Source organism: Aeromonas hydrophila subsp. hydrophila ATCC 7966 (genome assembly GCF_000014805.1).
GTDB classification, from domain to species: domain Bacteria; phylum Pseudomonadota; class Gammaproteobacteria; order Enterobacterales; family Aeromonadaceae; genus Aeromonas; species Aeromonas hydrophila.
The window spans coordinates 2,042,416-2,065,731 of sequence record NC_008570.1; the positions used below are offsets into that span (position 1 = coordinate 2,042,416).

Consider the following 23,316-nt stretch of genomic DNA (forward strand, 5'->3'; position numbering starts at 1 on the left):
ACAGGGCAAAACGGGCGCAATAGTCCCTGTTCGGGCGGGGGGGCGGTCTGATACACTGGCCCTCTGACCCCGCTTGTCTTGGCCTGGTGCCATCTTCTTGATTTCGAAGGCCTGCTCACCATAGGCCCGATTCTGAAAGACGACAGGGGTGCGCCAACCGATGTTAACTTCCGGATCTGTTTTCCAGCCCGTCATGATGACTCAGGCCCAGATCCCATTTTAAAAAAGTAGGTAAACCATGCTGGATCCCAAATATCTGCGCAGCGATATCGCCGAAGCTGCCGCTCGTCTGGCGACACGTGGCTACGTTCTAGACGTAGCGGCTGTCAATGCTCTGGAAGAGAAACGCAAGGATCTGCAGTCCCGTACCCAGGAGCTGCAGGCCGAGCGCAACGCCCGCTCCAAATCCATCGGTGAGGCTGCCCGTCGTGGCGAAGATGTTGCCCCGCTCAAGGCCGAGGTCACCAAGATCAACGAAGAGCTCGAGACCAGCAAGGTCGAGCTGGATGCCCTGTTGGCCGAGCTGAAGGTCATCGCAGACGCCATCCCCAACCTGCCGAGCGACACCACCCCGGTCGGTCGTGACGAGAACGACAACGTGGAAGTGCGCCGTTGGGGCACCCCGCGCGAGTTCAGCTTCCCGGTACGCGATCACATCGATCTGGGTGAAGCGGCCAAGGGCGTTGACTTCAAGAACGGCGTCAAGCTCTCCGGCTCCCGCTTCGTGGTGATGAAGGGCCAGATTGCCCGTCTGCACCGTGCCCTGGCCCAGTTCATGCTGGACCTGCACACCCTGCAGCACGGTTACACCGAGTGCTACGTGCCCTATCTGGTCAACCCGGACAGCCTGTACGGTACCGGCCAGCTGCCGAAGTTCTCCCAGGACCTGTTCAATACCGGCATCGACGGCGAAGGGGAAGAAGAGGGCAAGGTACGCAAGTTCTCCCTGATCCCGACCTCCGAAGTGCCGCTCACCAACATGGCCCGCGACGAGATCTTCGACGAGCAGGAACTGCCCATCAAGATGACCGCCCACAGTCCCTGCTTCCGTTCCGAAGCGGGCTCCTACGGCCGTGATACCCGTGGCCTCATCCGCATGCACCAGTTCGACAAGGTCGAGATGGTCCAGCTGGTGCACCCTGAGAAATCCTGGGAAGCGCTGGAAGAGATGGCGGGTCACGCCGAGAAGGTGCTGCAGCTGCTGGAGCTGCCGTATCGTGTGATGGCGCTCTCCACTGGTGACATGGGCTTCTGCGCCGCCAAGACCTACGATCTGGAAGTGTGGCTGCCGGCCCAGAACACCTACCGCGAGATCTCCTCCGTCTCCAACTGCACCGACTTCCAGGCGCGCCGCATGCAGGCTCGCGTGCGCATCGATGGCAAGCCGCAGCTGCTGCACACCCTGAATGGCTCCGGCCTGGCTGTGGGTCGCACCTTGGTGGCGGTGATCGAGAACTACCAGCAGGAAGACGGCCGCATCGCCATCCCGGCGGCGCTGCAATCCTACATGGGCGGCCTGACCCACATCGGGTAAGCGCTCATTGCAGACGACAACGCCATGGCATGCCATGGCGTTGTGCATTATGGCGTCGGTCAACCGTTTCAATGGGCAGTGAATGCGCTGGTTCGCCGCCTGTTTGAACCGTTAACACATTTTTATCAAGCATTGCGCAATCGTTTTTGTTAGACTGCGCCGCAATTTCGCAGGACATCTTTTTCTATGGTCTGGATTGATTACGCCATCATCGGCATCGTCGGTTTTTCTGCTCTCATCAGCCTGGTGCGCGGCTTCGTCAAGGAGGCCATGTCCCTTGTCACCTGGTTCGTCGCCTTCTTCATCGCCAGCCATTTCTATTCGGATCTCGCCATCTACTTCACCTCGTTCAGCGACCCACTGGTGCGCAACGGCCTGGCCATCGCCGCCCTGTTCGTGGCGACCCTGATCCTCGGCAGCGTGGTGAACTACGTGGTGGGGCTGTTGGTAGACAAGACGGGGCTGTCCGGCACCGATCGGGTGCTTGGCATCTGTTTTGGCGCTATTCGCGGGGTACTGATCGTCAGTGCCCTGCTTTTTTTCATGGATACCTTCACCAACCTCTCCCAGAGCGACTGGTGGACGGCGTCCAAGCTGGTGCCCGAGTTCAAGCCGGTCATCCAGTGGTTTTTCGGGTTCATGCTGAACTCATCGAGTTTTCTTAAACAGGTATAGTGACTTCGAGGTAGCAAAGACATGTGTGGTATTGTCGGTATAGTTGGCACCACCCCCGTCAATCAGGCCCTCTACGACGCCTTGACGGTGTTGCAGCACAGGGGACAGGATGCCGCCGGGATCGTGACCATTGACAGTGGAAACTTCCGGCAACGCAAGGCCAACGGCCTGGTGAAGGACGTGTTTGAAGTGCGTCACATGCAGCGCTTGAAAGGGCATATCGGCATAGGACATGTCAGATATCCCACCGCAGGCAGCTCCAGTGCCGCTGAAGCCCAACCTTTTTACGTGAACTCCCCCTACGGCATGGTGCTGGCCCACAACGGCAACCTCACCAACGCCAAGGAGCTCAAGGAGCAGCAGTTCAAGGTGGCCCGTCGCCACATCAACACCACCTCGGACTCCGAGGTGCTGCTGAACGTGCTGGCGCACGAGCTGGATCTCTGCGACAAGATGGCGTTGCGCCCGGAAGACATCTTCTCGGCGGTGCGCAAGGTGCACCAGCAGATCCGCGGTGCCTATGCCGTGGTCTCCCTGGTGATCGGCCACGGCCTCATCGGTTTTCGCGACCCCAACGGCATTCGCCCGCTGATCCTGGGCCGCCGGGTCGACGAGCAGGGGCAGGTGGAGTACATGCTCGCCTCCGAGAGCGTGGCGCTTGACGCCATCGGTTTCGAAACGGTGCGCGACGTCGCGCCGGGGGAGGCCATCTACATCACCGAGCAGGGCCAGCTCTTCTCCGAGCAGTGTGCGGAGAACCCGCAGATGAGCTCCTGCATCTTCGAATACGTCTACTTCGCCCGCCCTGATTCGTGCATCGACAAGGTGTCGGTCTATGCCGCCCGCCTCAACATGGGTCGCAAGCTGGGCCAGAAGATTGCCCGCGAGTGGGAAGATCTCGACGTGGACGTGGTCATCCCCATCCCCGAGACCTCCTGCGACGTGGCGCTGGAGATCGCCCACACCCTGGACTTGCCCTATCGTCAGGGCTTCGTGAAGAACCGCTACATAGGCCGTACCTTCATCATGCCGGGCCAGACCCAGCGCAAGAAGTCGGTGCGCCGCAAGCTCAATGCCATCAGCTCCGAGTTCAAAGGCAAGAAGGTGTTGCTGGTGGACGATTCCATCGTGCGCGGGACCACTTCCGAGCAGATCATCCAGATGGCCCGTGAAGCGGGGGCAGCCAAGGTCTACTTCGCCTCGGCGGCGCCGGAAATTCGCTTCCCCAACGTCTACGGCATCGACATGCCCACCGCCAACGAGCTGATCGCCCACGGCCGGGAAGTTGAAGAGGTGTGCAAGCTGATTGGCGCCGACGGCCTCATCTTCCAGGATCTGGAAGATCTGGAAGCGGCGGTGCGGGAGATCAACCCCGAGCTGCGCCACTTCGAGACCTCGGTGTTCAACGGTCACTACGTCACCTCCGACGTGGATCAATCCTACCTCGACCACCTCAACGCCATGCGCAGCGATGACAACAAGGCGGTGCGCGAGTGGCAGGAAGGCACCAGCAACCTGGAAATTTTTAACGAAGGCAGTTAAACGTTTTCCACGCTGGGGTGTTGCAACGAGATGGGGGCCCAGGCCCCCATTGTTGTTTCCGCTCGCCGAAAAGGATGTGGTATCTGCTTGAAAAAGCAGCGTTTGTATCCGCAGCTATGGGCAGTGGCGGCGGGATCCGCTAGCATGGGTCGCCGCCGTATCAACCCGAACAGACGAGAATTCAGATGGATGACCTGCTAGCCCCCGTGCGCCAGTTTTTGCACTGCGAGACCCCGGATGCGTGGATCGAGATGGCGCGGGATCCCGCCTGGCTGCCGACCCTGCTCATCGATCACGCCAACTGCGAGAACAAGGCCGCGCTCACCGCCCACAGCCTGGTGCGCCGCTACTGCCTGCCCAAGGGCAAGCGTCATCTGTTGCCCAAGCTGGAGTTCTATCGGGAGCTGGATGCCATCCCGGAGAAAGCCGAGATCCTGGGCAAGCGCAGCATGGGGGAGTCCGAACGCTCGGTCTTTGCCGAGCTGGAGCGCAATCCGTTGCTGTTTCCCATGGTGCGGCTCATTCAGGAGGAGCTGCACCACTTCGAGCAGGTGCTGGAGATCATGCAGGCCCGCGACATTCCCTATGGCCCGGTGACCGCCTCCCGCTATGCCCGCAACCTGATGCAGCATGTGCGTACCCACGAGCCCGCCACCATCGTCGACAAACTGATCATCGGCGCCTATATCGAGGCGCGCTCCTGCGAGCGGTTTGCCAAGCTGGCGCCCCATCTGGACGAGGAGCTGGGCCGTTTCTACGTCTCCTTGCTGCGCTCCGAGGCGCGCCACTATCAGGACTATCTGGCGCTGGCCGAGCAATATGCGGGGGAGGACATCAGTGAACGGGTGGCCTTCTTCGGTCAGGTGGAGGCGGAGCTGATCCGCTCGCCGGATCCGCAGTTCCGGTTCCATAGCGGTCTTCCTGTCAGATCTGACAGTTGTTGACGGGCAGGGCGCTGCCTACCATTGCAGCGTTCCTACTACGAGCGACGCATTCATTTTTGAGCGCAATTCCCGGCCCCTGAGCCGGGATTTTTTTGTCTCTTTTTCAGGCGCGACAACGGCGGGCAAGGGCCGGCGGCGAGCCGCCGGGCGCGGATCAGCGGCGGTATTCGTTGTTGTAGTTCTGGATGAGGCGCCGGGTCACCTCGTGCTGGGGATCGGCGAACACCTTGAGGGTCTTGCCGCGCTCCACCACCCGCCCTTCGTGCATCACCAGCACCTCGTCGCTGATGTGGCTCACCACCCCCAGATCGTTGGCCACCAGCACATAGCTCAGCCCCATGGTCTCCTGCATCTCCAGCAGCAGGTTGATGATCTGGGAGCGCACCGAGATATCCAGGGTGGAGAGCGCCTCGTCGGCCACCACGATCTTGGGGTTGAGGATCAGTGCCCGTGCCAGCGCCACCCGCTGCTGCTGACCGGCGGAGAGCATCTGCGGATAGAAGAGGGCGTGGTCAGCCAGCATGCCCACCATGCGCAGGGTCTGCACCACCTTGTCGCGCCGCTCCTCCTCGGTCATCTCGGTGTTGAGGCGCAGCGGCGTCTCCAGGATCTGGCCGACCCGGATCTTGCGATTGAGGGAGGAGTTGGGGTCCTGGAAGATCATCCGCAGCAGCTTGCAGCGGGTCTGATAGTCGCCGTGGATCATCGGCTGCCCCTCGATGGCGATCTCGCCACCGCTCGGCTCTATCATGCCCGCCAGAATGCGGGCCAGGGTGCTCTTGCCGGAGCCGGCCTCGCCGACGATGGCCAGGGTCTGGCCCACCTCGAGATCAAAGGAGAGCGGCTTGATGGCTTCCACCGCCCGGCGTCGAAACAGGCCGGTGCGGTTCTGATAGGTCTTGCACAGGCCCCTGACCTGCAACAGGGAGGGTTCGATCACTGTCCTGGCTCCTTGGTGAGAGGGCATGCTGCCACGCTCTGATACGGGATTGAATTCACTTTTTGGGCTCTTCCATGTTCAACGGGAAGTGGCAGCTGAACTGGTGCCCCTTGATCTTGCTCATCAGCGGGGTCTGCACGCACTGCTTCTGGGCGTAGGGGCAGCGGGGGCCGAGCCGGCAACCGATGGGCAGGTGCTGCAGCGGCGGGATCACGCCGGGCAGGGTCTCCAGGCGCGACTTGTGGCGCACCAGCTTGTCAAAGTCGGGGATCGACTTGAGCAGCGCATCGGTATAGGGGTGGTGCGGCGTCTCCAGGATCTGCTCCCGGGTGCCCACCTCCACCATCTGGCCGCAATACATCACGTTGATGGTGTCGGTCAGGTTGGCGATGGCGGCAATGTCGTTGCTGATGATGAGGATGGTGGTGTTGCCCAGCTTGTTCATCTTGTCCAGCAGCCGCAGGATCTGGGAATGGGTGGTGGATTCCATGGCACTGGTGGGCTCGTCCGCCACCAGCATGCGCGGCTGGTTGGCAATGGCCATGGCGATCATCACCTTCTGGCACATGCCGTCCGACAGCTCGTGAGGGTAGGCCCGCATCACCTTGCGGTGATCCTTGACGCCGACCCGGTGCAGCAAGGCGATGGCCTTCTTCTTGCGCCACTGGAAGCGCTGCCAGAACTGCCCCTCGAAGGAGTCGGTCGGGATCGCCTCTTCCAGCTGGGTGCCGATCTCCTCGGAGGGGTCGAGACAGCTGATGGGGTCCTGGAAGATCATGGCGATCTCGCGGCCCATGATGCGGCGCCGCTCGCGAGGCGCCATGGTCAGCAAGTCCATGTCGTTGAAGCGCATCCGGTCGGCGCGCACCGTCCAGTTGTCCTTCTGGATGCCGACGATCACCTTGGCCACCAGGCTCTTGCCGGAGCCTGATTCGCCCACCAGGCCGCGGATCTCCCCCTCGGCCAGGGTCAGGCTCACCTTGTCCACCGCCTTGACCTTGCCCTGCGGGGTGTCGATCTCGATGGTGAGGTTGCGTATGTCGAGCAGAGGCATCAGTCATTCCCCTCTTTGAGTGCTTCGCGAATGCCTTCGCCAACCAGGTTGGTGACCAGCACGCTGAACAGGATGGCCATGCCCGGCAGGGTCACGGTCCAGGGGGCGAGATAGATGAGATCGCTGGAGTCGGCCAGCATGGCGCCCCATTCCGGTTGCGGTGACTGGGCGCCGAGGCCGAGAAAGCCCACTGCCGAGATGTCGAGGATGGCTGCCGACAGGGTGCGGGTGGTCTGGGCCACCAGGGTCTCGACGATGTTCGGCAAAATGGCCAGCCGCATGATGCGCAAGGGGGGCGAGCCGTCGAGCCGGCTGGCGATGATGTACTCCTTCTGCATCTCGGTGTGGACCGCGTTGTAGGTGGCCCGGATGAAGGGAGGGATCAGCGCCAGGGTGATGGCGATCAGGGTATTGAACAGACCCGGCCCCAGGATGGCCACCATGATGATGGCCAGCAGCAGGGAGGGGATGGAGAGCAGGGTATCGAGCAGGTGGTGCAGCACGCTCGACTTGAGCCCCTTGCTCATGCCGCCGAGGATGCCGATGGCGGTACCCGCCACCATGGCGATCACCACCACCAGCAGGGCGTTGCCAAAGGTAAACCTGGCGCCCACCACCAGCCGGGAGAGGATGTCGCGCCCCAGATCGTCGGTACCGAGGAAATAATCGATGTTGCCGCTGTTGGCCCAGGAGGGGGCCAGCAGCAAGCGGGCGCTGTGCTGCTCGTCGATGCCGTAGGGCACCACCAGCGGGCCGAACAGGGTGATGAGCAGCAGGATCACGAAGCACCAGAGCCCTGCCATCGCCAGCGGATTGCGGCGATAGGAGGCCCAGGTCTGCTCCAGCGGCGAGAGGATCTTGAGCTCGGGGTAGAGGCTAGTCTTGTCTTGCATAGGATTCCTGGCTCCGGGTCATGCCATGAGCACGTTCAGTCTTGTTTTGCATAGAGTTCTTTGCGCCGCGCCGGGTAGATGATGGTGGTGAGCAGCTCGGTGCTGACGCTGATGAAGATGACGAAGCTGGCCACCACCAGGGTGGCGCCGCGGATGGCGGCGTAGTCCTGCAGGGCGATGCTGTTGATGAGCCAGCGGCCGATGCCGTGCCACTCGAACACCACCTCGGTGATCATGGCGGAGGTGAGCACGCTGCCCAGCTGCAGGCCCAGCAGCGGCAGCACCGGCGGCAGGGCGTTCTTGAGGCCGTGACGCCAGACGATCTGGCGACGGGAGAGGCCGCGGCTGGCCGCCGCCTTGATGTAGTTCTGCTTCATCACGTCGATGAGGGAGCTGCGTACGTGGCGGATCACCTCGGTGGTGGGCACCACCGCCAGTACCAGCGAGGGCAGGATCAGGTGGCGCAGGGCATCGTGCAGGGCGGCCTGGCGCCAGGGTTCGTGGCTCATCAGCACGTCGATGAGGGCGATGCCGGTGATGGAGGGCACGTCATAGAGCAGGCTGATCTGGCCGGAGGCGGGCAGCCAACCCAGATCCAGCGAGAAGAACATCACCACCAGCAGCGCCAGCCAGAACACCGGCACCGCGTAGCCGATGAGGCCGGCGGTCATGATGGTGAGATCGAGCGGCTTGCCCTGGGAGAGGGCCGCCAGGGTGCCGAGCGGAATGCCCACCAGCAGCGAGATGGCGAAGGCTGCCACGCAGAGGATCAGGGTGGCGGGGAAGTAGTGACGGATCTCGTCCAGCACCGGCAGGCCGGAGACGCTGGAGAGCCCCAGATCCCCGTCCAGAATGCGGCGCAGGAAGTCGGGGTAGCCGCTCCAGAAGCTGGCCTGCTGGCCGATGAGGCGCACGTCCAGCAGGTAGGCGACGAAGGTCAGCGCCAGCAGGGTGATGAGCAGCAGATTGATGCGACGCAGGATATAGAGAAACATGCTTACTCCCGATAGGCCTGGTTGAAGACGGTGCCGCCAAAGGGCATCAGGGAGAGCCCCTCGATGTCGCTGCGGCTGACCTGGGTGCGCAGGGCATGGGCCAGCGGAATGAGCGGCATCTGCTCGTTGAGCAGGGTCTGGGCGTAGTAGTAGTTGCGCAGCCTGAATGCCAGCTGGGGCGTGGTCACCGCATCGTCCAGCAGTTGATCAAACGCCGGGCTGCACCAGCGGCTGTAGTTGTTGCCGCGCTCGACGGCGGCGCAGCTCAGCAGCTGGCGAAAGAAGTTGTCCGGGTCGGCGTTGTCGGCAATCCAGCCGCTGAGCAGGCTGTCGTACTGGCCCTGGGCGAGACGGGCCTCGATGACCGGCCACTCCTGCTGCACGATTTTGAGCTTGATGCCGACCTTGGCCAGATCGCTTCGCATCAGCTGGGCTGTTTTGAGGGCATCCGGGTTGTAGGCACGCGAGCCCGGCTGCACCAGCACCTGCATCTCGAACCCTTGCTCCAGTCCTGCCTCCTTGAGCAGCTGGCGCGCCCGCTTGAGGTCCGGCTGGCGCATCGGCAGGGAGGGGTTGTAACCCCAGGAGAGCGGCGGCAGCAGGCTGTTGGCGGGCTGGCCCGTCTCGAAATAGACCGCCTGCAGCAAGTTGTCGATGTTGATGGCGCTGGCGATGGCCTGGCGCACCTGCACCTTGTTGAACGGCGCCTTGCGGGTATTGAGGGCGAGGAAGGCTACGTTCATGCCGGACTGCACCGCCAGGCTGAGGTCGGGATCCTGGTCGATCACCGACAGCTGGCTGGCGGAGGGGGTACTCATCACGTCGCACTCGCCGGTCAGCAGCTTGGCCAGCCGCTTGGACGATTTGGGGGTGATGTCGTAGATGAGCTGCTCAATCTTGGCCTCGCCGCCCCAGTAACCGGGGTGGCGCAGGTAGCGCACGTATTCGTTGTGGCGATATTCCTTGAAGCTGAACGGCCCGGTGCCCACCGGGCGGCTGTCGATGAGCCCCGGGGTGCCGGCCTTTTGCAGCTGCCCGGCATACTCGGCGGAGAGCACGATGGCGTAGTCGCTGGCCAGGGTGGCGAGGAAGGAGGCATCCGGCCGGTTCAGCTCGAATACCACCTGATCCGTGCCCTTCTTGTAGACCCGCTTGATCAGCTGATCCAGCCCCAGGCTGTAGAAGTAGGGGTATTCACCGCCGGAGACGTCGTGATAGGGGTGCTGCTTGTCGAGCAGCCGCCGCCAGGTGAACACCACGTCATCGGCGTTGAGGGGGCGCGAGGGGTTGAACCAGGGCGTGTGGTGAAAGGTGACTCCCTTGCGCAGGGTCAGGGTATAGAAGAGGCCGTCTTCGCTGGTGCTCCAGCGGGTGGCGAGCCCTCCCTCCAGCGCCAGGGTGTTGGGGTTCACCTCCAGCAGTCGGTCGTAGAGCGGGCGCGAGCTGGCATCCAGGGTCACCCCGGAATTGGAGACCTGGGGATTGAAGGTCTGGGGCGAGCCTTCGGCACAATAGATGAGTCCCGTCCTGGACGCGTCGTCTTGTTTCTGACAACCGGTGAGCAGCACCAGCACTCCAAGCAGCAAGGGTTTGAGCATTCTCATTGTCGAACCATGTTTTTATACGAAGTTGCCGGCGACGGGGCCGGCAAGGGGTGGGTGCCGCTCTGGGGCAGGCTGCCCGGGTGATTAATCCGCATCGTTGTCACTGTCCAGCAGCTGGTATTTGCGCAGCATGCCGCGGAACTGGTGATAGCTCAGGGCCAGCAGTTGGGCGGCTTTGCGCTGATTATACTGGGATTGCTGCAGTGCTTGCTTGAGTAAATTAATCTCGTAGCCCGCCACCGCCTGTTTGAGATCCAGCGGCAGGGCGGGGGAGTCCGGTGTCACCGCCGGCGTCTGCTCCAGCTGGACGGTGGTCGCGACCGCCGCCTGGGCCCGGGGACGCCAGGGGGAATCGAACGGGTTGAGCACCAGCTCGGCCAGCGGCAACTGGGGGTTGCCCTGGCGGTAGATGCTGCGCTCCACCACGTTTTTCAGCTCCCGCACGTTGCCGGGCCAGGGGTAATCCAGCAGCAACTGGGTCGCCTTGCGCGAGAAACCGGCAAACAGCGGATAGCCGAGCTCCCGGGTCATGCCGTGGGCGAAGTGCTCCGCCAGCATCAGAATATCTTCGCGCCGCTCCCGCAGCGGGGGCAGGGTGATGACGTCGAAGGCGAGCCGGTCCAGCAGGTCGTGGCGAAACTGCCCCTTGTCGGCCAGCGCCGGCAGATCCTCGTTGGTGGCGCACACCAGTCGCACATCCACCTTGAGGGCCTTGGCGCCGCCCACCCGCTCGAATTCGCCGTACTCGATCACCCGCAGCAGTTTTTCCTGCACCCGCGCGCTGGTGGTGGCCAGTTCGTCGAGAAACAGGGTGCCGCCGTCGGCCCGCTCGAAGCGGCCCTGGTGGCGTTTGGCGGCGCCGGTGAAGGAGCCCGCCTCGTGGCCGAACAGCTCGGTCTCCAGCAGACTCTCGCTCAAGGTGGCGCAGTTGACGGTGACAAAGCTTTGATCCCAGCGCGCCGAGAGATAATGTAGGCGGTGGGCGATGAGCTCCTTGCCGGTCCCCCGTTCGCCGATGATCAGCACTGGCTTGCGCAGCGGCGCCAGGCGGGAGGCCTGCTCAATGATCTCGAGAAATGCGTTGGATTCTCCCAACAGGCTTTCCGTGGCCGTGGTCATAGTCATCCCCGTGAATCGTTGAAAGCTGGTCAATCTTACCAAAAGTTGGTGATTCTAATCATTACTTGTGTGGTGCATCTTGAAACTCGACTTATCTGCCCATATAAATCAACAAGTTAAATTCTGTTCCAGATTGGCACACAAGTTGCCATTGTCAATGGAGAAACAACGTATGCCAACCACAGGAGTACAATCATGAGTATTTTTTCCCGCCTGGCCGACATCATCAATTCCAACCTGACGGCCCTGCTCGACAAGGCAGAAGATCCCCAGAAAATGGTGCGCCTGATCATCCAGGAGATGGAAGACGAGCTGGTGAAGGAGCGCTCCAATCTGGCCCGCTTCCTCGCCAACCAGAAAGAGATCGGCCGCCAGGTCAGCCGCCATCAGGAGCGGGTTGCCGAGTGGCAGGGCAAGGCCGAGCTGGCCCTGAGCAAGGGACGGGAAGACTTGGCCCGCGCGGCGCTTATCGAGAAGAAGAAGCAGGCCGAGCTGGCCGACGGCCTCGAGCGCGAGCAGCAGGCGGTGGACAGCGGCATCGCCAAGCTGGGGGAAGAGATCCGTCAGCTGGAAGCCAAGCTGGAAGACGCCCGTGCCCGCCAGAAGGCGATGGCCATTCGCAGCGAAGCGGCCAGCAGCCGTCTCAACGTGCAGAGCCAGGTCGCCCGTGGCGACAGCCAGGCGGTGGTGAGCAAGTTCGAGCGCATGGAGCGCCGCATTGACGAGATGGAGGCCCGCGCCGATCTGGGACAGTCCGACAAGGCGCTGGCCCAGCAGTTTGCCGAACTGGAAGCCGACGATCAGATAAGCAAAGAGCTCGAGGCCATGCGCCAGAAGCTGGGCCAAGGCGATACCACGCCAAAACAGGGAGAGTAACAGATGGAAGATCTGCTGGGTGTATTGATGGTTCCCATGGTGGTCTTCATGGTGGTGGTGGCCCCCATCTGGCTGGTGCTGCACTACCGCGCCAAGGGACGCATTGGCGCCGGTCTTGCCGATGGCGAGCGTGAACAGCTGCAGGGGCTGCTGGTGCGTGCCGAGAAGATGCAGGAGCGGGTGGGCGCGCTTGAATCGATTCTGGATGCCGAGGTTCCTGGTTGGAGAAACAAGGTATGACGGTTTTCAATGAGAGATGTCATGACCGTTGTGGAAAGCCGGAGCTGGTCGGCACCGTATTGGAGTCGATTCTGGATGCGGAAGTGCCGGGCTGGAGGAACAAGGTATGAGCAGCATCAGTCGTGAAGGGCGCAACCTCTATCGTGACCCCCAGCGCGGCAAGATAGCCGGGGTCTGTGCCGGTCTGGCAGAGTACTTCGGGGTGGAGACCTGGATCGTGCGGCTGCTTGCCATCAGCGGCCTCATCTTCGCCGGTTTCATCACCTTCACCGCCTACGTGGCCGCCTGGTTTCTGCTCGACAAGAAGCCAGTCACCCTCTACGCCCAGGAGGATGCCGACTTTGCCGAGGTGCGGATGAAGGCGCGCAGCTGGCAGGCGGGCGTCACGCCTCATCAGGCCCTTGCCCGCATCGGCCAGGAGCTGGATGGGCTGGAGCCCAGATTGCAGCGCATCGAAAAGCTGGTGACCTCCAAGGAGTTCACCCTGCAGCGGGAGTTTCGCAACTTGTAACCCTGAGCGGCGCGATGGCCCCGCCGGCGCGGGCCGGCCTTTGATGGCGGGCACCGCGCCAGAGGGCCATGGCGTGGGGGCGGCAGCGGCCATCCCCTTCGCTCTGGATGAACGGGAGAACAGGACAAGCCTTGATACTCAATAAACTGGAACAGCAGTTCAATCGCCTGCAGCACAAGGCGAACGACGTGGTCAACCGGGTACGGGATCGCCACATCCGGCTGGCAGTTACCGGCCTCTCTCGCAGCGGCAAGACGGCCTTCATCACGGCGCTGGTCAACCAGCTGGAACACGCGGCCATCGACGGCCGCCTGCCCCTGTGGGATGCCCTGCGCCAGGGGCGCATCCTCGGTGCCCGCCGGGTGCCCCAGCAAAATGCCCACATTCCCACCTTTGCCTACGAACGCGGCCTCGATGCCCTGTTTGGCGATCCGCCGGCCTGGCCCGAGCCGACCCGCGGGGTGGCCGAGGTGCGCCTCGAAATTCGTTATCGCACCCGTCACCCACTGCGCAAGCATCTGGGCGAGATCTCTACCCTCTACGTGGATCTGGTGGACTACCCCGGGGAGTGGCTGCTCGACTTGCCGCTGCTGGAGATGAGCTACGAGCAGTGGAGCGAGCAGGTGCGCGAGCAGCTGCGCCGCCCCGAGCTGCAGGCCCTTACCGCCGGCTGGCTGGCGCCCGAGTGGCAGGCGGATCAGGGCTTCGAGGAGCGGCCGGTGGCCCAGCTGGCCGAGCGCTACACCGCCTACCTGCATGCCTGCAAACAAGAGTTGGGATTGCACCTGATCCAGCCCGGTCGCTTCGTGTTGCCGGGGGAATATGCCGGTGCCCCCATGTTGCAGTTCGTGCCCTGGGTGTGGGACAAACCGGCCCAGGAGCCAGCCGAGGGCACCCTCTACGCCACCCTCAAGCAGCGCTTCGAGCAGTACAAGCAGCACCTGGTGCAGGGTTTTTATGAGCAGCATTTTGCCGGTTTTGATCGCCAGATCGTGCTGGTGGATTGCCTGCAGCCCCTCAACGCCGGGGCGGCCAGCTTTGGCGACATGCAGCAGGCCATTGCCCGCATCATGGAGAGCTTTGCCTACGGCAAGAGCAACTGGTGGCGGCGGCTCTTCTCGCCGCGCATCGACAAGCTGCTGTTCGTGGCGAGCAAGGCCGATCACGTCACCCCCGAACAGCACGGCCCCATGGTTTCCCTGCTGCAGCATCTGGTGCGCAGCGGCCGCGGCCAGGCCCGCTTTGAGGGGATTGCCACCGAGTGTCTGGCGCTGGCCGCCATCAAGGCGACCGAGGTGGGCAAGGGGGTGGCCGATGGCCGCGAGTTCCCCGCCATCCGTGGCACCAGCCTGAGCGGTGAATCGCTGTTGCTGTTTCCGGGCGAGGTGCCGTCCCATATCCCCCCCGCCCAGTGGTGGAACAATCAGGGCTTTGATTTTCAGGCATTTCGCCCGCTGCCCATGAGCCCCCATCAGGCGCTGCCCCATATCCGGCTCGATGCGGCGCTGGAGTTTCTGCTCGGGGATCACCTCGAATAAGCGGTGTGCGGCACGGGTTTGTTGCCTGCGCCGTACCCGGGAGACTGTTTTCAGGAGAACAAGGCGATGAACGATCAGATAAAAGCGCGGCCACCGCTGCAGGGCAAGGTGATCCTGGAGCCCGCGTTGACGGCAGCCGAGAAGGAGCCGGCGCCGGCCCAGCGGCTGGAGGAGGCGAGCTTCGAGCGCCTCGATGAGCTGGAAGAACTCACCGAGGTGGAGAGCGTCCTCGTCATCAAGCCGCGTCGCCGTCATCGGCTGCTGGCCTGGGGGCTGGGAGCGGTCGGTGTGCTCTCCTTGGGCCAATATGGCGCCTTCCTTTACGATCAATTTCTCACCACCCCGCTCTGGGGCGGCGCCTGGCTGGCGGCCTCGGCGCTGGTGGCGGCGGGCACCGCCGGCGTGGTGGGGCGCGAGTGGCTGCGGCTGCGCACCCTCAAGCGGCGCCAGGATGTGCGCTCGCGGGCCGAAGATCTGCTGGCCCATCAGGGGGTCGGCCAGGGCCAGGCGTTCTGCGAAGGGCTGGCCGAGCGTAGCGGTGACAAGGGGCGCGAAGGGTATCAGACCTGGCTGGCCCAGCTCGACGAGAGCCACAGCGATCGGGAGGTGTTGACCCTCTACAGCCAGCTGGTGCTCGGCGAGCGCGACAAGCTGGCGCAGGCGCGGGTGGCCAAGTGGTCGGGGGAGGCCGCCGTGCTGGTGGCCCTGAGCCCGCTCGCCACCGTCGACATGATGCTGATGCTGTGGCGCAACCTGCGGATGATCGAGGACATCGCCGACGTCTATGCCATCGAGCTCGGCTACTGGAGCCGCATTCGCCTCATTCGTCAGGTGTTTCGCAATATGCTCTACGCCGGTGCCACCGAGCTGGTGACCGAGGTGGGGATGGACTTGCTGGGGGCCGAGCTCACCGCCAAGCTCTCCGCCCGCGCCGCCCAAGGGGTAGGGGCCGGACTGCTCACCGCCCGCCTCGGCCTGCGCACCATAGAGGCGTGCCGCCCGCTGCCCTGGTGCGCGGACGAGAAACCCAGGCTCGGCGAGCTGCGCAAGCGGCTGATCGGTCAGCTGGCGGGCTATCTCAACAAGAGGTGAACGGCAGGCCAGGGCTCGATTGTGGTTGTCACAAATTATTTACAATTATCCGCCGCAGCCGACCCTTGGGTCGGCTGCTTTTTTGGGGGGCAAACCGTTACAGTGATCCCATCGCGCAATGGCGTCTGACCGCCCGGATGGCGGGTCGCAACCCAGAGGATGGAGTCACCCATGGCAAGTCTCTACACCGCCCACCAGCCGGATGAAGCGGGCACGATCCACTACTCGGACGAGGAGCACGGCACCTGGCAGATCCTGATCGCACGCCAGCTGGCGGCGCTCGAGGGCAAGGCCTGTGACGAGTACCAGGCCGGGTTGGCGCGGCTCGACCTGCCCCGGGATCGGATCCCCCAGCTGGCCCAGATCAACGCCGTGTTGCAACCGGCCACCGGCTGGTCGGTGGCGGCGGTGCCGGCGCTCATCTCCTTTGATCGCTTCTTTGCCCTGCTGGCCAACCGCCAGTTTCCGGTGGCCACCTTCATTCGCCGCCGGGACGAGCTCGATTACCTGCAGGAGCCCGACATCTTTCACGAGATCTTCGGCCACTGCGCCATGCTGACCAACCCTGCCTTCGCCCACTTCACCCATGTCTACGGCCAGCTTGGCCTGCGGGCCGGCAAGGAGGAGCGGGTCTTTCTGGCACGGCTCTACTGGTTCACGGTGGAGTTTGGCCTGCTGGCCACGGCGGACGGGCTGCGCATCTATGGCGGCGGCATTCTCTCTTCCATCGGCGAGACCGCCTATGCCCTTGGCGGCCAACCCGTGCTGCAACCCTTTGATCCCATCGAGGTGCTGCGCACCCCGTATCGCATCGACATCATGCAGCCCACCTATTTCGTGCTGCCCGAGCTTGGCGAGCTCTATCGTCTGGCGGAGCAGGACATCATGGCCATGGTGGCCGAAGCGCGCCGTCTGGGGCTGCGTCCCCCCCGTTTTGCACCGGCTGGTGGCAAGCAGGCGAGCTGAGTTGCCCGCCGGTGTTTGATTACCCCCTTTTCATCGATACACAAGGAGAGTCCCATGTCCGAACTGGCCAGCCAGCAGTGTGAAGCGTGCCGCGCCGATGCCCCCAAGGTGAGCGAGCAGGAGCTGAACGAACTGATGCGCCTCATCCCCGACTGGCAGCCGCTGGTGGTGAAAGGTGAGCTGCAGCTGCGGCGCGAATTCACCTTTCGCAACTTCAAGGAGGCGCTCGCCTTCACCAACCGGCTGGGTGAACTGGCGGAGGCGGAGTTTCATCATCCGGCAATCCTGACCGAATGGGGGAAGGTGACCGTCAGCTGGTGGACCCACAAAATTGGCGGTTTGCATCGCAATGACTTCATCATGGCGGCACGCACGGATGAGCTGCTGAAGTGAAGACGCCCTCACTCACCGAGTGGACGAGATGGTGACTGTCAGCTGGTGGACCCACAAGATAGGTGGCTTGCATCGCAACGACGTTATCATGGCGGCGTGCACCGACCCGCTGCTCAAATAAACGTCTATAGATGGCGCGGGCCTGCCCGGTGAAAACGGGGCGGGCCCGCATTTTTATGGGCTGGCGCTCGCACTGGCGGGATCGAGTCTGTATTATCCGGTCATTCATAGAGTTAGCTAGGAAGTGTGTCCCGAATGCGTCTTGAAGTCAGCTGTGAAGACCGCCTGGGCCTGACCCGGGAACTGCTCGACCGTCTGGTGGAGCACAACATCGATCTGCGCGGCATCGAAATCGATACCTCAGGCATCATCTATCTCAACTTTCCCGAGCTGGAGTTTCGTGATTTCCAGCACCTGATGCCGGAGATCCGCCGCATTCCCGGGGTCTATGACGTCAAGACCATCCCCTACATGCCCTCCGAGCGCGAGCACCACGAGATTGAGGCGCTGCTCAAGGCGCTGCCGGATCTGGTCTTCTCCCTCGATGCCAAGGGCAAGGTGACCCAGGCCAACCAGTCCGCCCTCACCACCCTGGCCCTGCCGATGGAAGAGGTGCGTGGCGCGGCGCTCGGCTCCCTGGTCAAGGGCTTCTCCTTCAGCCGCTGGCTGGAAGCGAGCGAGATCCGGCCGCAGACTTGCAAGCTCAGCATCAATGGCGAAGAGTATCTGGCGGATCTGATGCCGCTGTTCGTGGCCGAGGAGAAGGGCAGACAGGCCCTGGCCGGTGCCGTGGTGGTGCTCAAATCCGCCCGCCGGGTCGGCATGCACTTCAGCGCGCTGCACGCGGTGGAAGTGGGGGGCTTTGAACACCTGCAGGCCGAGAGCCAGAAGATGAAACAGGTGCTGGCCCAGGCGAGCAAGCTGGCGATGCAGGATGCGCCGCTGCTCATCGTCGGCGAAACCGGCACCGGCAAGGAGCTGCTGGCCCGCGCCTGTCACGGTGCCAGCCTGCGCTCCAGCCACCCCTTCATGGCGCTGAACTGTGCGGCCATGCCGGACAACGTGGCTGAGAGCGAGCTGTTCGGTTATGCCCCCGGCGCCTTTGGCAACAACACCGAGGGCAAGCGCGGGGTACTGGAGCTGGCGAGCGGCGGCACGCTGATGCTGGACGAGATCGGCGATATGTCCCCCCATCTGCAGACCAAGTTTCTGCGGGTGCTGCAGGATGGCGTGTTCCGCCGGGTCGGTGACGAGCAGGAGGTAAAGGTCAACGTGCGCTTCATCTGCACCACCCAGAAGCAGTTGCTGGATCTGGTGCACGAGGGCAAGTTCCGGGAAGACCTCTACTATCGCCTCAACGTGCTGAGCCTGGCGCTGCCACCGCTGCGCGAGCGCAAGGCGGACATCATGGCGCTGGCCCAGCAGTTCGTCTCCCGTTTTGCCAGCGAATTGCAGCGTCCGCGCCCGCGCTTTACCCGCAACATGGCGGAATACCTGACCGCCTACCGCTGGCCGGGCAACGTGCGCCAGCTGCGCAACTGCCTCTACCGCGCCATGACATTGCTGGAAGGGGACGAGATCGGGCCTGAGCACGTGGATCTGCCGGTGGCGGCCGACGCCATGCCGCTCATCGACGAGTGGTTCGAAGGGGGGCTCGACGAGGCGGTGAAACGCTTCGAGAGCCGGCTACTGGAGCGGCTCTACCCGGCGTTTCCCTCCACCCGCCAGCTGGCCAAACGGCTGGGCGTGTCGCACACCGCCATCGCCAACAAGTTGCGGGAATACGGGATCAACAAGAAGTAACCCCATGAATGCACTTTATTGCAGGGCTCACACACGGGTGGGCCCTCGTCATTATTGTGATGCCGGCCCGGTCAGCCCCTTGCTCTGTCGGCTGCGCCTTGTCATGCTGCTGACAAGTTCAATACTATTTCCATCCGGCTCACCCCTCGCGGGCAACCGCCCTTCCTGGGTGCTGATGTGGGCTTAAGCGCAGGCACGATGCACTCTTTTTCACTGATCCGGATCCTGGCGTGGTTGGCGCCGCTGGTTTGCACGCTGGCCCTCTCCACCGAGCCGCCCCCCCTGACCTCGGCCGAGTTGCGAGCCGAGCAGGTGCGTCAGACAGTGCTCGACATTCTCAGCTACACCCGCTGGCCGACCGAACCGAGCGAGCTGCGCCTGTGCGTGGCGGCGCCGACGGAGTACGCCACCGCGCTCTTCTCCATCAAGCAGCAGGCCAACGGCCGGCCGGTCAGCGTCCATCGCTACGACGTCGATGACAAGGCGATCGGTCCCCAGTGTGACGTGCTCTATCTAGGGGTGTTGTCCCCCGAGCGCCGGCTGCCGCTGTTCGAGCGGCTGCGCGGCTACCCCATTCTCAGCATCAGCGAACACAGCACCGAGTGCGTGGCCGACTCCGTCTTCTGTCTGCAGATCGGCAAGGAGCGGATCCGTTTTCGGGTCAATCTGGATGCCTTGGCCAGGAGCGGGGTGCGGGTGCATCCCGCCGTGCTCAAGCTGGCCAAGGCCGATGAGGGGGGCTCATGATCGGCTTGTTCCGCCCCCCCAACCAGCGCCTCACATTGCGACAGAGTCTGGGACGTACCCACCTGGTGACGTCCCTGACGGCGGTCTGCATGGCCGGTGTGCTGCTGACCGGCATCGCCCTGCTGGCGCTGCGGCTCTATGCGGATCACAACCTGGAACTGGTGGCGCGGGCCATCAGCTACACCAGCGAAGCGGCCGTGGTGTTCCACGACGAAGAGGCGGCCCGCGAGGCACTGCAGGCCATCACCACCCACGAGGATGTGGCGCGAGCCAGCATTTATCTGCCGAGCGGCCAGCTGCTGGCCAGCTGGAGCCGGGCCATGAGCACCCCCTGGTCCGGTCTTGAGCAGTATCTGGCGCGGCTCATTCTGCCGGGGCCGGTAGATCAGCCCATGCTGCGGGGCGGGGTGGAGATCGCCCGCATTCATCTGGTGGGGCACGGCCAATACCTGCTGCTGTTCCTGTTGCAGACCCTGCTGGCCATGCTGCTCTGCCTGGTGCTCAGCACCCTGGGGGCGCTCTACGTGGCGCGCCGGATGCAAAACTCCCTCACCGCGCCGCTCAAGGATCTGGCCCAGGTGGCCCACAGCGTCAGCCGCCAGCGGATCCTCGCCATGCGGGTGCCCGAGGCCAACATCGCCGAGCTGCACGCGCTCGGCCAGGATTTCAACTCCCTGCTCGACGAACTGGAAGCCTGGCAGGCTCACCAGCGGCGGGAGAATGCCAGCCTGCTGCACCAGGCCACCCATGACGCCTTGACCGGCTTGCCCAATCGTGCTCTGTTCGAGGCTCGTCTGGATCAGGCGGTGACCACCGGCCGGCTGCATGATGAGCGCTTTGCACTGCTCTACCTCGATTGTGATCGCTTCAAGCAGATTAACGACACCCTGGGCCATGCCGCCGGGGATGACGTGCTGATCGCCCTGGCCAGACGGGTACAACATCAGCTGCGGCCGATGGATCTGGTATGCCGTCTGGGGGGCGACGAGTTTGCCATCCTGCTGACCCCCTTGTCCCAGGTGGGCGAGGCGGAAGATGTGGTTGCCCGCATCCAGCAGGCCATGGCAGACCCCGTGGTACTGGGGGATGGCAGCCAGCTGCTGGCTGCCGTCAGCATCGGGATCGCGCTGTATCCGGATCAGGGGCTGACTGCCGCCGATCTGCTGCAGCAGGCGGACCATGCAATGTACCAAGCCAAACGGCTGCGTCGGGAGCTTGCGCTCCATGACCAGCTGGAATTCGATGTCTCTGCTGAGGAAAAATAACAATGAAGATCCATGTCCTGATGAAAACCGGCTTGATCGGCCTGCTGTTGAGCGTGCTGGCGGGGTGCCAAAGCGCCCCCCACGGCCTGACCGCAGAGCAGATCGCCGTACTCAAGGAGCAAGGCTTTCGCCTGACCGACGAGGGTTGGACTCTGGACTTCTCCAACCGTGTGCTGTTTGCCAACAACGCCGATGCCCTGACCCCCAAGACCCGCGTGGTGGTGGAAAAACTGGGCAAGACCCTGCAGGAGGTAGGCTTGAACCGGGCACGGATCGATGGTCATACCGACTCCAACGGGGCGGCGGACTATAACGATCAGCTCTCGTACAAGCGGGCGCAGTCGGTGGCCGACGTGCTGGTATCGGTCGGTATGCCGCAGGCCAACCTGGACATCCGGGGCCGTGGTGAACGCGATCCGATCGCCGACAACAAGACGGCTGCCGGTCGGGCCGAGAACCGCCGCGTGGCGATTGTCATCAGCAATGAATGACATGGTTGTGTAGATAAAAAAAGAGCGCCTGATGGCGCTCTTTTTTGTGGCTCGCAGTTATTCCTGCTTGAGCTTTTCGCGGTCGTGGTGACTGCGCAGGCGGATGTTGATCATCTCCACCGTCAGCGAGAAGGCCATGGCGAAGTAGATGTAGCCCTTCGGAATGTGCAGATCCATCCCCTCGGCCATCAGCGCGAAACCGACCAGGGTGAGGAAGGAGAGGGCCAGCATCTTGATGGTGGGGTGGTTGTCGACGAAATCGCCGATGGCCTTGGCGGCGAACATCATGATGAAGACGGCGATCATGATGGCCAGCACCATGACCGGCACGTGATCCGCCATGCCCACGGCGGTGATGACGGAATCCAGGCTGAAGACGATGTCGAGAATGGCGATCTGGATCAGGGTGCTGATGAAGCCGGACGCAGCGGCGCTCACGCTCTCAGGCTCGGCGGCGCCCTCCAGGGTGGCATGGATCTCGTGGGCACTCTTGCCGATGAGGAACAGACCCCCCAGCAGCAGGATGAGATCGCGGCCAGAGATGGCCTCGCCCAGCACGGTGAACAGCGGCTCGGTGAGACGCATCACCCAGGCCAGGGAGAGCAGCAGCAGGATGCGGGTGCCCATGGCGAGACCCAGCCCCAGGATCCGCGCCTTCTGGCGCTGTGCCTCCGGCAGGCGGCCGACCAGGATGGAGATAAAGATGATGTTGTCGATGCCCAGCACGATCTCGAGCAGGGTCAGGGTGGCGAGCGCGACCCAGGCGGAGGGGTCTGCAATCCATTCCAGCATGATTGAACCTTGGTTGAACTTTGATTGAGGGTTGAAGCCGCGCATTCTAACAGGGGGTTATGGCTTGTCCCAGTGGCAGGAAAAGATAAAAATGGCGGCCATCCAACGGGAGGGACATATGTTTCGTTTAGGACTCATCATCAATCCGGTCGCCGGTATCGGCGGGGCGGTCGGTCTCAAGGGCAGTGACGGCATGGTGGCCGAGGCGCTGGCCCGTGGCGCCGTCCCCAAGGCCCGCGAGCGGACCCGTCAGGCGCTGTTGCCGCTGTGTGAACTGGCGGACTGCTTCGAGCTGCTGACGGTGGCGGGCGAGATGGGGGCCGAGCTTGCCGGCGAGCTCGGCCTGCCCTGCCGCATCGTCCATCAGCCCGCGGTAGCTGCCACCACGGCGGCCGATACCCGTATCGCCGCCGAACGGATGCGCGAGGCGGGCGTCGATCTGCTGCTGTTTGCCGGCGGTGACGGCACCGCGCGGGACATCTGCGCGGCGGTGGGGGAGGCGTGCCACGTGCTCGGCATTCCGGCCGGCTGCAAGATCCACTCCGGGGTCTATGGGGTGACCCCCGCCGCCAGCGGCCGGGTGGCGGCCCGGATGATCGCCGGCGAGCTGCTGAGTCTGGTGGATGCCGAGGTGATGGACATCGACGAGGAGGCGTTTCGCGCCGGCAAGGTGCGCGCCTGCCACTACGGCCAGCTGCAGGTGCCCGGCGATCTGCGCTATGTGCAGGCGGTCAAGCAGGGGGGGCGCGAGTCTGAAGAGCTGGTGCTGGCGGACATCGCCGCCGGCGTGGTCGAGCAGATGGAGCCCGATTCCCTCTATCTGATGGGCTCCGGCAGCACGGTGGCGGCCTGCATGACGGAGCTCGGCCTCGAAAATACCCTGCTCGGTGTGGATCTGGTGGAAAATGGCCGGCTTATCGGGCAGGATCTGTCCGCCGCCGAGATCCTGACCCGGATCCGTGGCCGTCGCTGCCGGCTGATCATTACCCTGATCGGCGGTCAGGGACATCTGTTCGGGCGCGGAAATCAGCAACTGAGTCCAGAGGTGTTGCGGGCCGTCGGGCGGGACCAGATCCAGGTCCTGGCCACCAAAGCCAAGCTGGCGGCCCTTGCGGGCAGGCCCTTGCTGGTGGATACCGATGACCCGGCGCTGAACCGGTCGTTAAGTGGTTATCTGCGGATCACCACGGGATACAAGGATCAGGTCATCTACCCGGTGGCCAACCCGGAATAGGACATCAAGGATGCGGCTGGCCTGGCGCCAGAGAGCCGTGATCAACCGGATCGCGGTTCCACTCCCCC

At 63.5% G+C, this 23,316-nt stretch carries 24 protein-coding genes; 17 read left to right on the top strand and 7 right to left on the bottom strand.

Annotation, left to right across the window (positions count from 1 at the left end; all coding sequences use genetic code 11):
- Positions 1-238 precede the first annotated feature (238 nt).
- The 4 genes from serS to miaE all read left to right on the top strand — a co-directional run bounded on the left by serS (position 239) and on the right by miaE (position 4,695).
- A complete protein-coding gene (gene serS / locus AHA_RS09430; protein WP_011705744.1) occupies positions 239-1,534 on the top strand; it encodes a serine--tRNA ligase in 1,296 nt (431 codons plus the stop codon).
- A gap of 186 nt (positions 1,535-1,720) precedes the next feature.
- Positions 1,721-2,209, top strand: a complete 489-nt coding sequence (locus AHA_RS09435) for a CvpA family protein (protein ID WP_011705745.1) — start codon at positions 1,721-1,723, stop codon at positions 2,207-2,209.
- A 21-nt stretch (positions 2,210-2,230) separates the two neighbouring features.
- Positions 2,231-3,751: an amidophosphoribosyltransferase gene (purF, locus tag AHA_RS09440; RefSeq protein ID WP_011705746.1), complete on the top strand. Its 1,521-nt coding sequence runs from the start codon at positions 2,231-2,233 to the stop codon at positions 3,749-3,751.
- A 185-nt stretch (positions 3,752-3,936) separates the two neighbouring features.
- Complete coding sequence (gene miaE, locus AHA_RS09445; RefSeq protein WP_011705747.1) at positions 3,937-4,695, top strand: tRNA isopentenyl-2-thiomethyl-A-37 hydroxylase MiaE; 759 nt, start codon at positions 3,937-3,939, stop codon at positions 4,693-4,695.
- A 154-nt stretch (positions 4,696-4,849) separates the two neighbouring features.
- Here the strand turns inward: miaE and AHA_RS09450 are convergent, their stop codons facing one another.
- The 6 genes from AHA_RS09450 to pspF all read right to left on the bottom strand — a co-directional run bounded on the left by AHA_RS09450 (position 4,850) and on the right by pspF (position 11,300).
- Positions 4,850-5,635 carry a peptide ABC transporter ATP-binding protein gene (locus AHA_RS09450; RefSeq protein ID WP_011705748.1) on the bottom strand — a complete coding sequence of 262 codons (786 nt, stop codon included), beginning with the start codon at positions 5,633-5,635 and terminating at the stop codon, positions 4,850-4,852.
- 55 nt (positions 5,636-5,690) lie between these two features.
- On the bottom strand, positions 5,691-6,689 hold the full coding sequence (locus AHA_RS09455) for a peptide ABC transporter ATP-binding protein (RefSeq protein WP_011705749.1): 999 nt from the start codon (positions 6,687-6,689) through the stop codon (positions 5,691-5,693).
- Positions 6,689-7,582 (bottom strand): ABC transporter permease subunit, encoded by an 894-nt coding sequence (locus AHA_RS09460; RefSeq protein ID WP_011705750.1) that lies wholly within the window; start codon positions 7,580-7,582, stop codon positions 6,689-6,691. Before AHA_RS09460 ends, AHA_RS09455 begins: the two co-directional genes overlap by 1 nt.
- 35 nt (positions 7,583-7,617) lie before the next feature.
- A complete protein-coding gene (locus AHA_RS09465) occupies positions 7,618-8,577 on the bottom strand; it encodes an ABC transporter permease (RefSeq protein ID WP_011705751.1) in 960 nt (319 codons plus the stop codon).
- A gap of 2 nt (positions 8,578-8,579) precedes the next feature.
- Positions 8,580-10,175, bottom strand: coding sequence for an ABC transporter substrate-binding protein SapA (gene sapA, locus AHA_RS09470; RefSeq protein ID WP_164927791.1), 1,596 nt, complete (start codon positions 10,173-10,175; stop codon positions 8,580-8,582).
- A 90-nt stretch (positions 10,176-10,265) separates the two neighbouring features.
- On the bottom strand, positions 10,266-11,300 hold the full coding sequence (gene pspF / locus AHA_RS09475) for a phage shock protein operon transcriptional activator (RefSeq protein ID WP_011705753.1): 1,035 nt from the start codon (positions 11,298-11,300) through the stop codon (positions 10,266-10,268).
- Positions 11,301-11,495: 195 nt separating this feature from the next.
- Here pspF and pspA point away from each other — a divergent pair, with 195 nt between their 5' ends.
- The 12 genes from pspA (at position 11,496) to AHA_RS09535 (ending at position 21,222) form a co-directional block, all read left to right on the top strand.
- Positions 11,496-12,176 (top strand): phage shock protein PspA, encoded by a 681-nt coding sequence (pspA, locus tag AHA_RS09480; protein WP_011705754.1) that lies wholly within the window; start codon positions 11,496-11,498, stop codon positions 12,174-12,176.
- Between the two features lie 3 nt (positions 12,177-12,179).
- Positions 12,180-12,416, top strand: coding sequence for an envelope stress response membrane protein PspB (gene pspB / locus AHA_RS09485; protein ID WP_005300084.1), 237 nt, complete (start codon positions 12,180-12,182; stop codon positions 12,414-12,416).
- Positions 12,417-12,522: 106 nt separating this feature from the next.
- On the top strand, positions 12,523-12,927 hold the full coding sequence (gene pspC, locus AHA_RS09490) for an envelope stress response membrane protein PspC (protein WP_029301161.1): 405 nt from the start codon (positions 12,523-12,525) through the stop codon (positions 12,925-12,927).
- 131 nt (positions 12,928-13,058) lie between these two features.
- The gene (locus AHA_RS09495) at positions 13,059-14,465 is read left to right on the top strand and encodes a YcjX family GTP-binding protein (RefSeq protein WP_164927606.1); all 1,407 of its coding nucleotides are present in this window, start codon (positions 13,059-13,061) and stop codon (positions 14,463-14,465) included.
- A gap of 66 nt (positions 14,466-14,531) precedes the next feature.
- Positions 14,532-15,557, top strand: coding sequence for a YcjF family protein (locus AHA_RS09500; RefSeq protein WP_011705757.1), 1,026 nt, complete (start codon positions 14,532-14,534; stop codon positions 15,555-15,557).
- 171 nt (positions 15,558-15,728) lie between these two features.
- Complete coding sequence (gene phhA, locus AHA_RS09505; RefSeq protein ID WP_011705758.1) at positions 15,729-16,523, top strand: phenylalanine 4-monooxygenase; 795 nt, start codon at positions 15,729-15,731, stop codon at positions 16,521-16,523.
- Between the two features lie 54 nt (positions 16,524-16,577).
- A complete protein-coding gene (locus AHA_RS09510) occupies positions 16,578-16,916 on the top strand; it encodes a 4a-hydroxytetrahydrobiopterin dehydratase (RefSeq protein ID WP_011705759.1) in 339 nt (112 codons plus the stop codon).
- Positions 16,917-16,944: 28 nt separating this feature from the next.
- Entirely contained in the window at positions 16,945-17,037 is a 93-nt protein-coding gene (locus AHA_RS21945) for a 4a-hydroxytetrahydrobiopterin dehydratase (RefSeq protein ID WP_370511038.1), read from the top strand.
- A 134-nt stretch (positions 17,038-17,171) separates the two neighbouring features.
- Positions 17,172-18,719 carry a transcriptional regulator TyrR gene (gene tyrR, locus AHA_RS09520; RefSeq protein WP_011705761.1) on the top strand — a complete coding sequence of 516 codons (1,548 nt, stop codon included), beginning with the start codon at positions 17,172-17,174 and terminating at the stop codon, positions 18,717-18,719.
- 198 nt (positions 18,720-18,917) lie between these two features.
- On the top strand, positions 18,918-19,466 hold the full coding sequence (locus AHA_RS09525) for a YfiR family protein (protein ID WP_042862704.1): 549 nt from the start codon (positions 18,918-18,920) through the stop codon (positions 19,464-19,466).
- Entirely contained in the window at positions 19,463-20,731 is a 1,269-nt protein-coding gene (locus tag AHA_RS09530) for a diguanylate cyclase domain-containing protein (RefSeq protein WP_011705763.1), read from the top strand. Before AHA_RS09525 ends, AHA_RS09530 begins: the two co-directional genes overlap by 4 nt.
- Positions 20,732-20,733: 2 nt before the next feature.
- The gene (locus AHA_RS09535) at positions 20,734-21,222 is read left to right on the top strand and encodes an OmpA family protein (protein ID WP_011705764.1); all 489 of its coding nucleotides are present in this window, start codon (positions 20,734-20,736) and stop codon (positions 21,220-21,222) included.
- Between the two features lie 57 nt (positions 21,223-21,279).
- On the opposite strand, the gene AHA_RS09540 is transcribed toward AHA_RS09535, so the two are convergent.
- Positions 21,280-22,014, bottom strand: coding sequence for a TerC family protein (locus tag AHA_RS09540; protein ID WP_016350476.1), 735 nt, complete (start codon positions 22,012-22,014; stop codon positions 21,280-21,282).
- A gap of 118 nt (positions 22,015-22,132) precedes the next feature.
- Here AHA_RS09540 and AHA_RS09545 point away from each other — a divergent pair, with 118 nt between their 5' ends.
- The gene (locus tag AHA_RS09545; protein WP_011705766.1) at positions 22,133-23,248 is read left to right on the top strand and encodes an ATP-NAD kinase family protein; all 1,116 of its coding nucleotides are present in this window, start codon (positions 22,133-22,135) and stop codon (positions 23,246-23,248) included.
- Positions 23,249-23,316 lie beyond the last annotated feature (68 nt).

What these genes read in the sequence shown, in the direction of transcription:
- AHA_RS09500 (WP_011705757.1), top strand. Translation starts at nt 14,532, where the DNA reads ATGAACGATCAGATAAAAGCGCGGCCACCGCTGCAGGGCAAGGTGATC.
- AHA_RS09545 (WP_011705766.1), top strand. Translation starts at nt 22,133, where the DNA reads ATGTTTCGTTTAGGACTCATCATCAATCCGGTCGCCGGTATCGGCGGG.
- tyrR (WP_011705761.1), top strand. Translation starts at nt 17,172, where the DNA reads ATGCGTCTTGAAGTCAGCTGTGAAGACCGCCTGGGCCTGACCCGGGAA.
- AHA_RS09435 (WP_011705745.1), top strand. Translation starts at nt 1,721, where the DNA reads ATGGTCTGGATTGATTACGCCATCATCGGCATCGTCGGTTTTTCTGCT.
- pspB (WP_005300084.1), top strand. Translation starts at nt 12,180, where the DNA reads ATGGAAGATCTGCTGGGTGTATTGATGGTTCCCATGGTGGTCTTCATG.
- AHA_RS09510 (WP_011705759.1), top strand. Translation starts at nt 16,578, where the DNA reads ATGTCCGAACTGGCCAGCCAGCAGTGTGAAGCGTGCCGCGCCGATGCC.
- AHA_RS09465 (WP_011705751.1), bottom strand. Translation starts at nt 8,577, where the DNA reads ATGTTTCTCTATATCCTGCGTCGCATCAATCTGCTGCTCATCACCCTG.
- AHA_RS09540 (WP_016350476.1), bottom strand. Translation starts at nt 22,014, where the DNA reads ATGCTGGAATGGATTGCAGACCCCTCCGCCTGGGTCGCGCTCGCCACC.
- pspC (WP_029301161.1), top strand. Translation starts at nt 12,523, where the DNA reads ATGAGCAGCATCAGTCGTGAAGGGCGCAACCTCTATCGTGACCCCCAG.
- pspF (WP_011705753.1), bottom strand. Translation starts at nt 11,300, where the DNA reads ATGACCACGGCCACGGAAAGCCTGTTGGGAGAATCCAACGCATTTCTC.
- miaE (WP_011705747.1), top strand. Translation starts at nt 3,937, where the DNA reads ATGGATGACCTGCTAGCCCCCGTGCGCCAGTTTTTGCACTGCGAGACC.
- phhA (WP_011705758.1), top strand. Translation starts at nt 15,729, where the DNA reads ATGGCAAGTCTCTACACCGCCCACCAGCCGGATGAAGCGGGCACGATC.
- sapA (WP_164927791.1), bottom strand. Translation starts at nt 10,175, where the DNA reads ATGCTCAAACCCTTGCTGCTTGGAGTGCTGGTGCTGCTCACCGGTTGT.
- pspA (WP_011705754.1), top strand. Translation starts at nt 11,496, where the DNA reads ATGAGTATTTTTTCCCGCCTGGCCGACATCATCAATTCCAACCTGACG.
- AHA_RS21945 (WP_370511038.1), top strand. Translation starts at nt 16,945, where the DNA reads ATGGTGACTGTCAGCTGGTGGACCCACAAGATAGGTGGCTTGCATCGC.
- AHA_RS09535 (WP_011705764.1), top strand. Translation starts at nt 20,734, where the DNA reads ATGAAGATCCATGTCCTGATGAAAACCGGCTTGATCGGCCTGCTGTTG.
- AHA_RS09460 (WP_011705750.1), bottom strand. Translation starts at nt 7,582, where the DNA reads ATGCAAGACAAGACTAGCCTCTACCCCGAGCTCAAGATCCTCTCGCCG.
- AHA_RS09530 (WP_011705763.1), top strand. Translation starts at nt 19,463, where the DNA reads ATGATCGGCTTGTTCCGCCCCCCCAACCAGCGCCTCACATTGCGACAG.
- purF (WP_011705746.1), top strand. Translation starts at nt 2,231, where the DNA reads ATGTGTGGTATTGTCGGTATAGTTGGCACCACCCCCGTCAATCAGGCC.
- serS (WP_011705744.1), top strand. Translation starts at nt 239, where the DNA reads ATGCTGGATCCCAAATATCTGCGCAGCGATATCGCCGAAGCTGCCGCT.
- AHA_RS09525 (WP_042862704.1), top strand. Translation starts at nt 18,918, where the DNA reads ATGCACTCTTTTTCACTGATCCGGATCCTGGCGTGGTTGGCGCCGCTG.
- AHA_RS09455 (WP_011705749.1), bottom strand. Translation starts at nt 6,689, where the DNA reads ATGCCTCTGCTCGACATACGCAACCTCACCATCGAGATCGACACCCCG.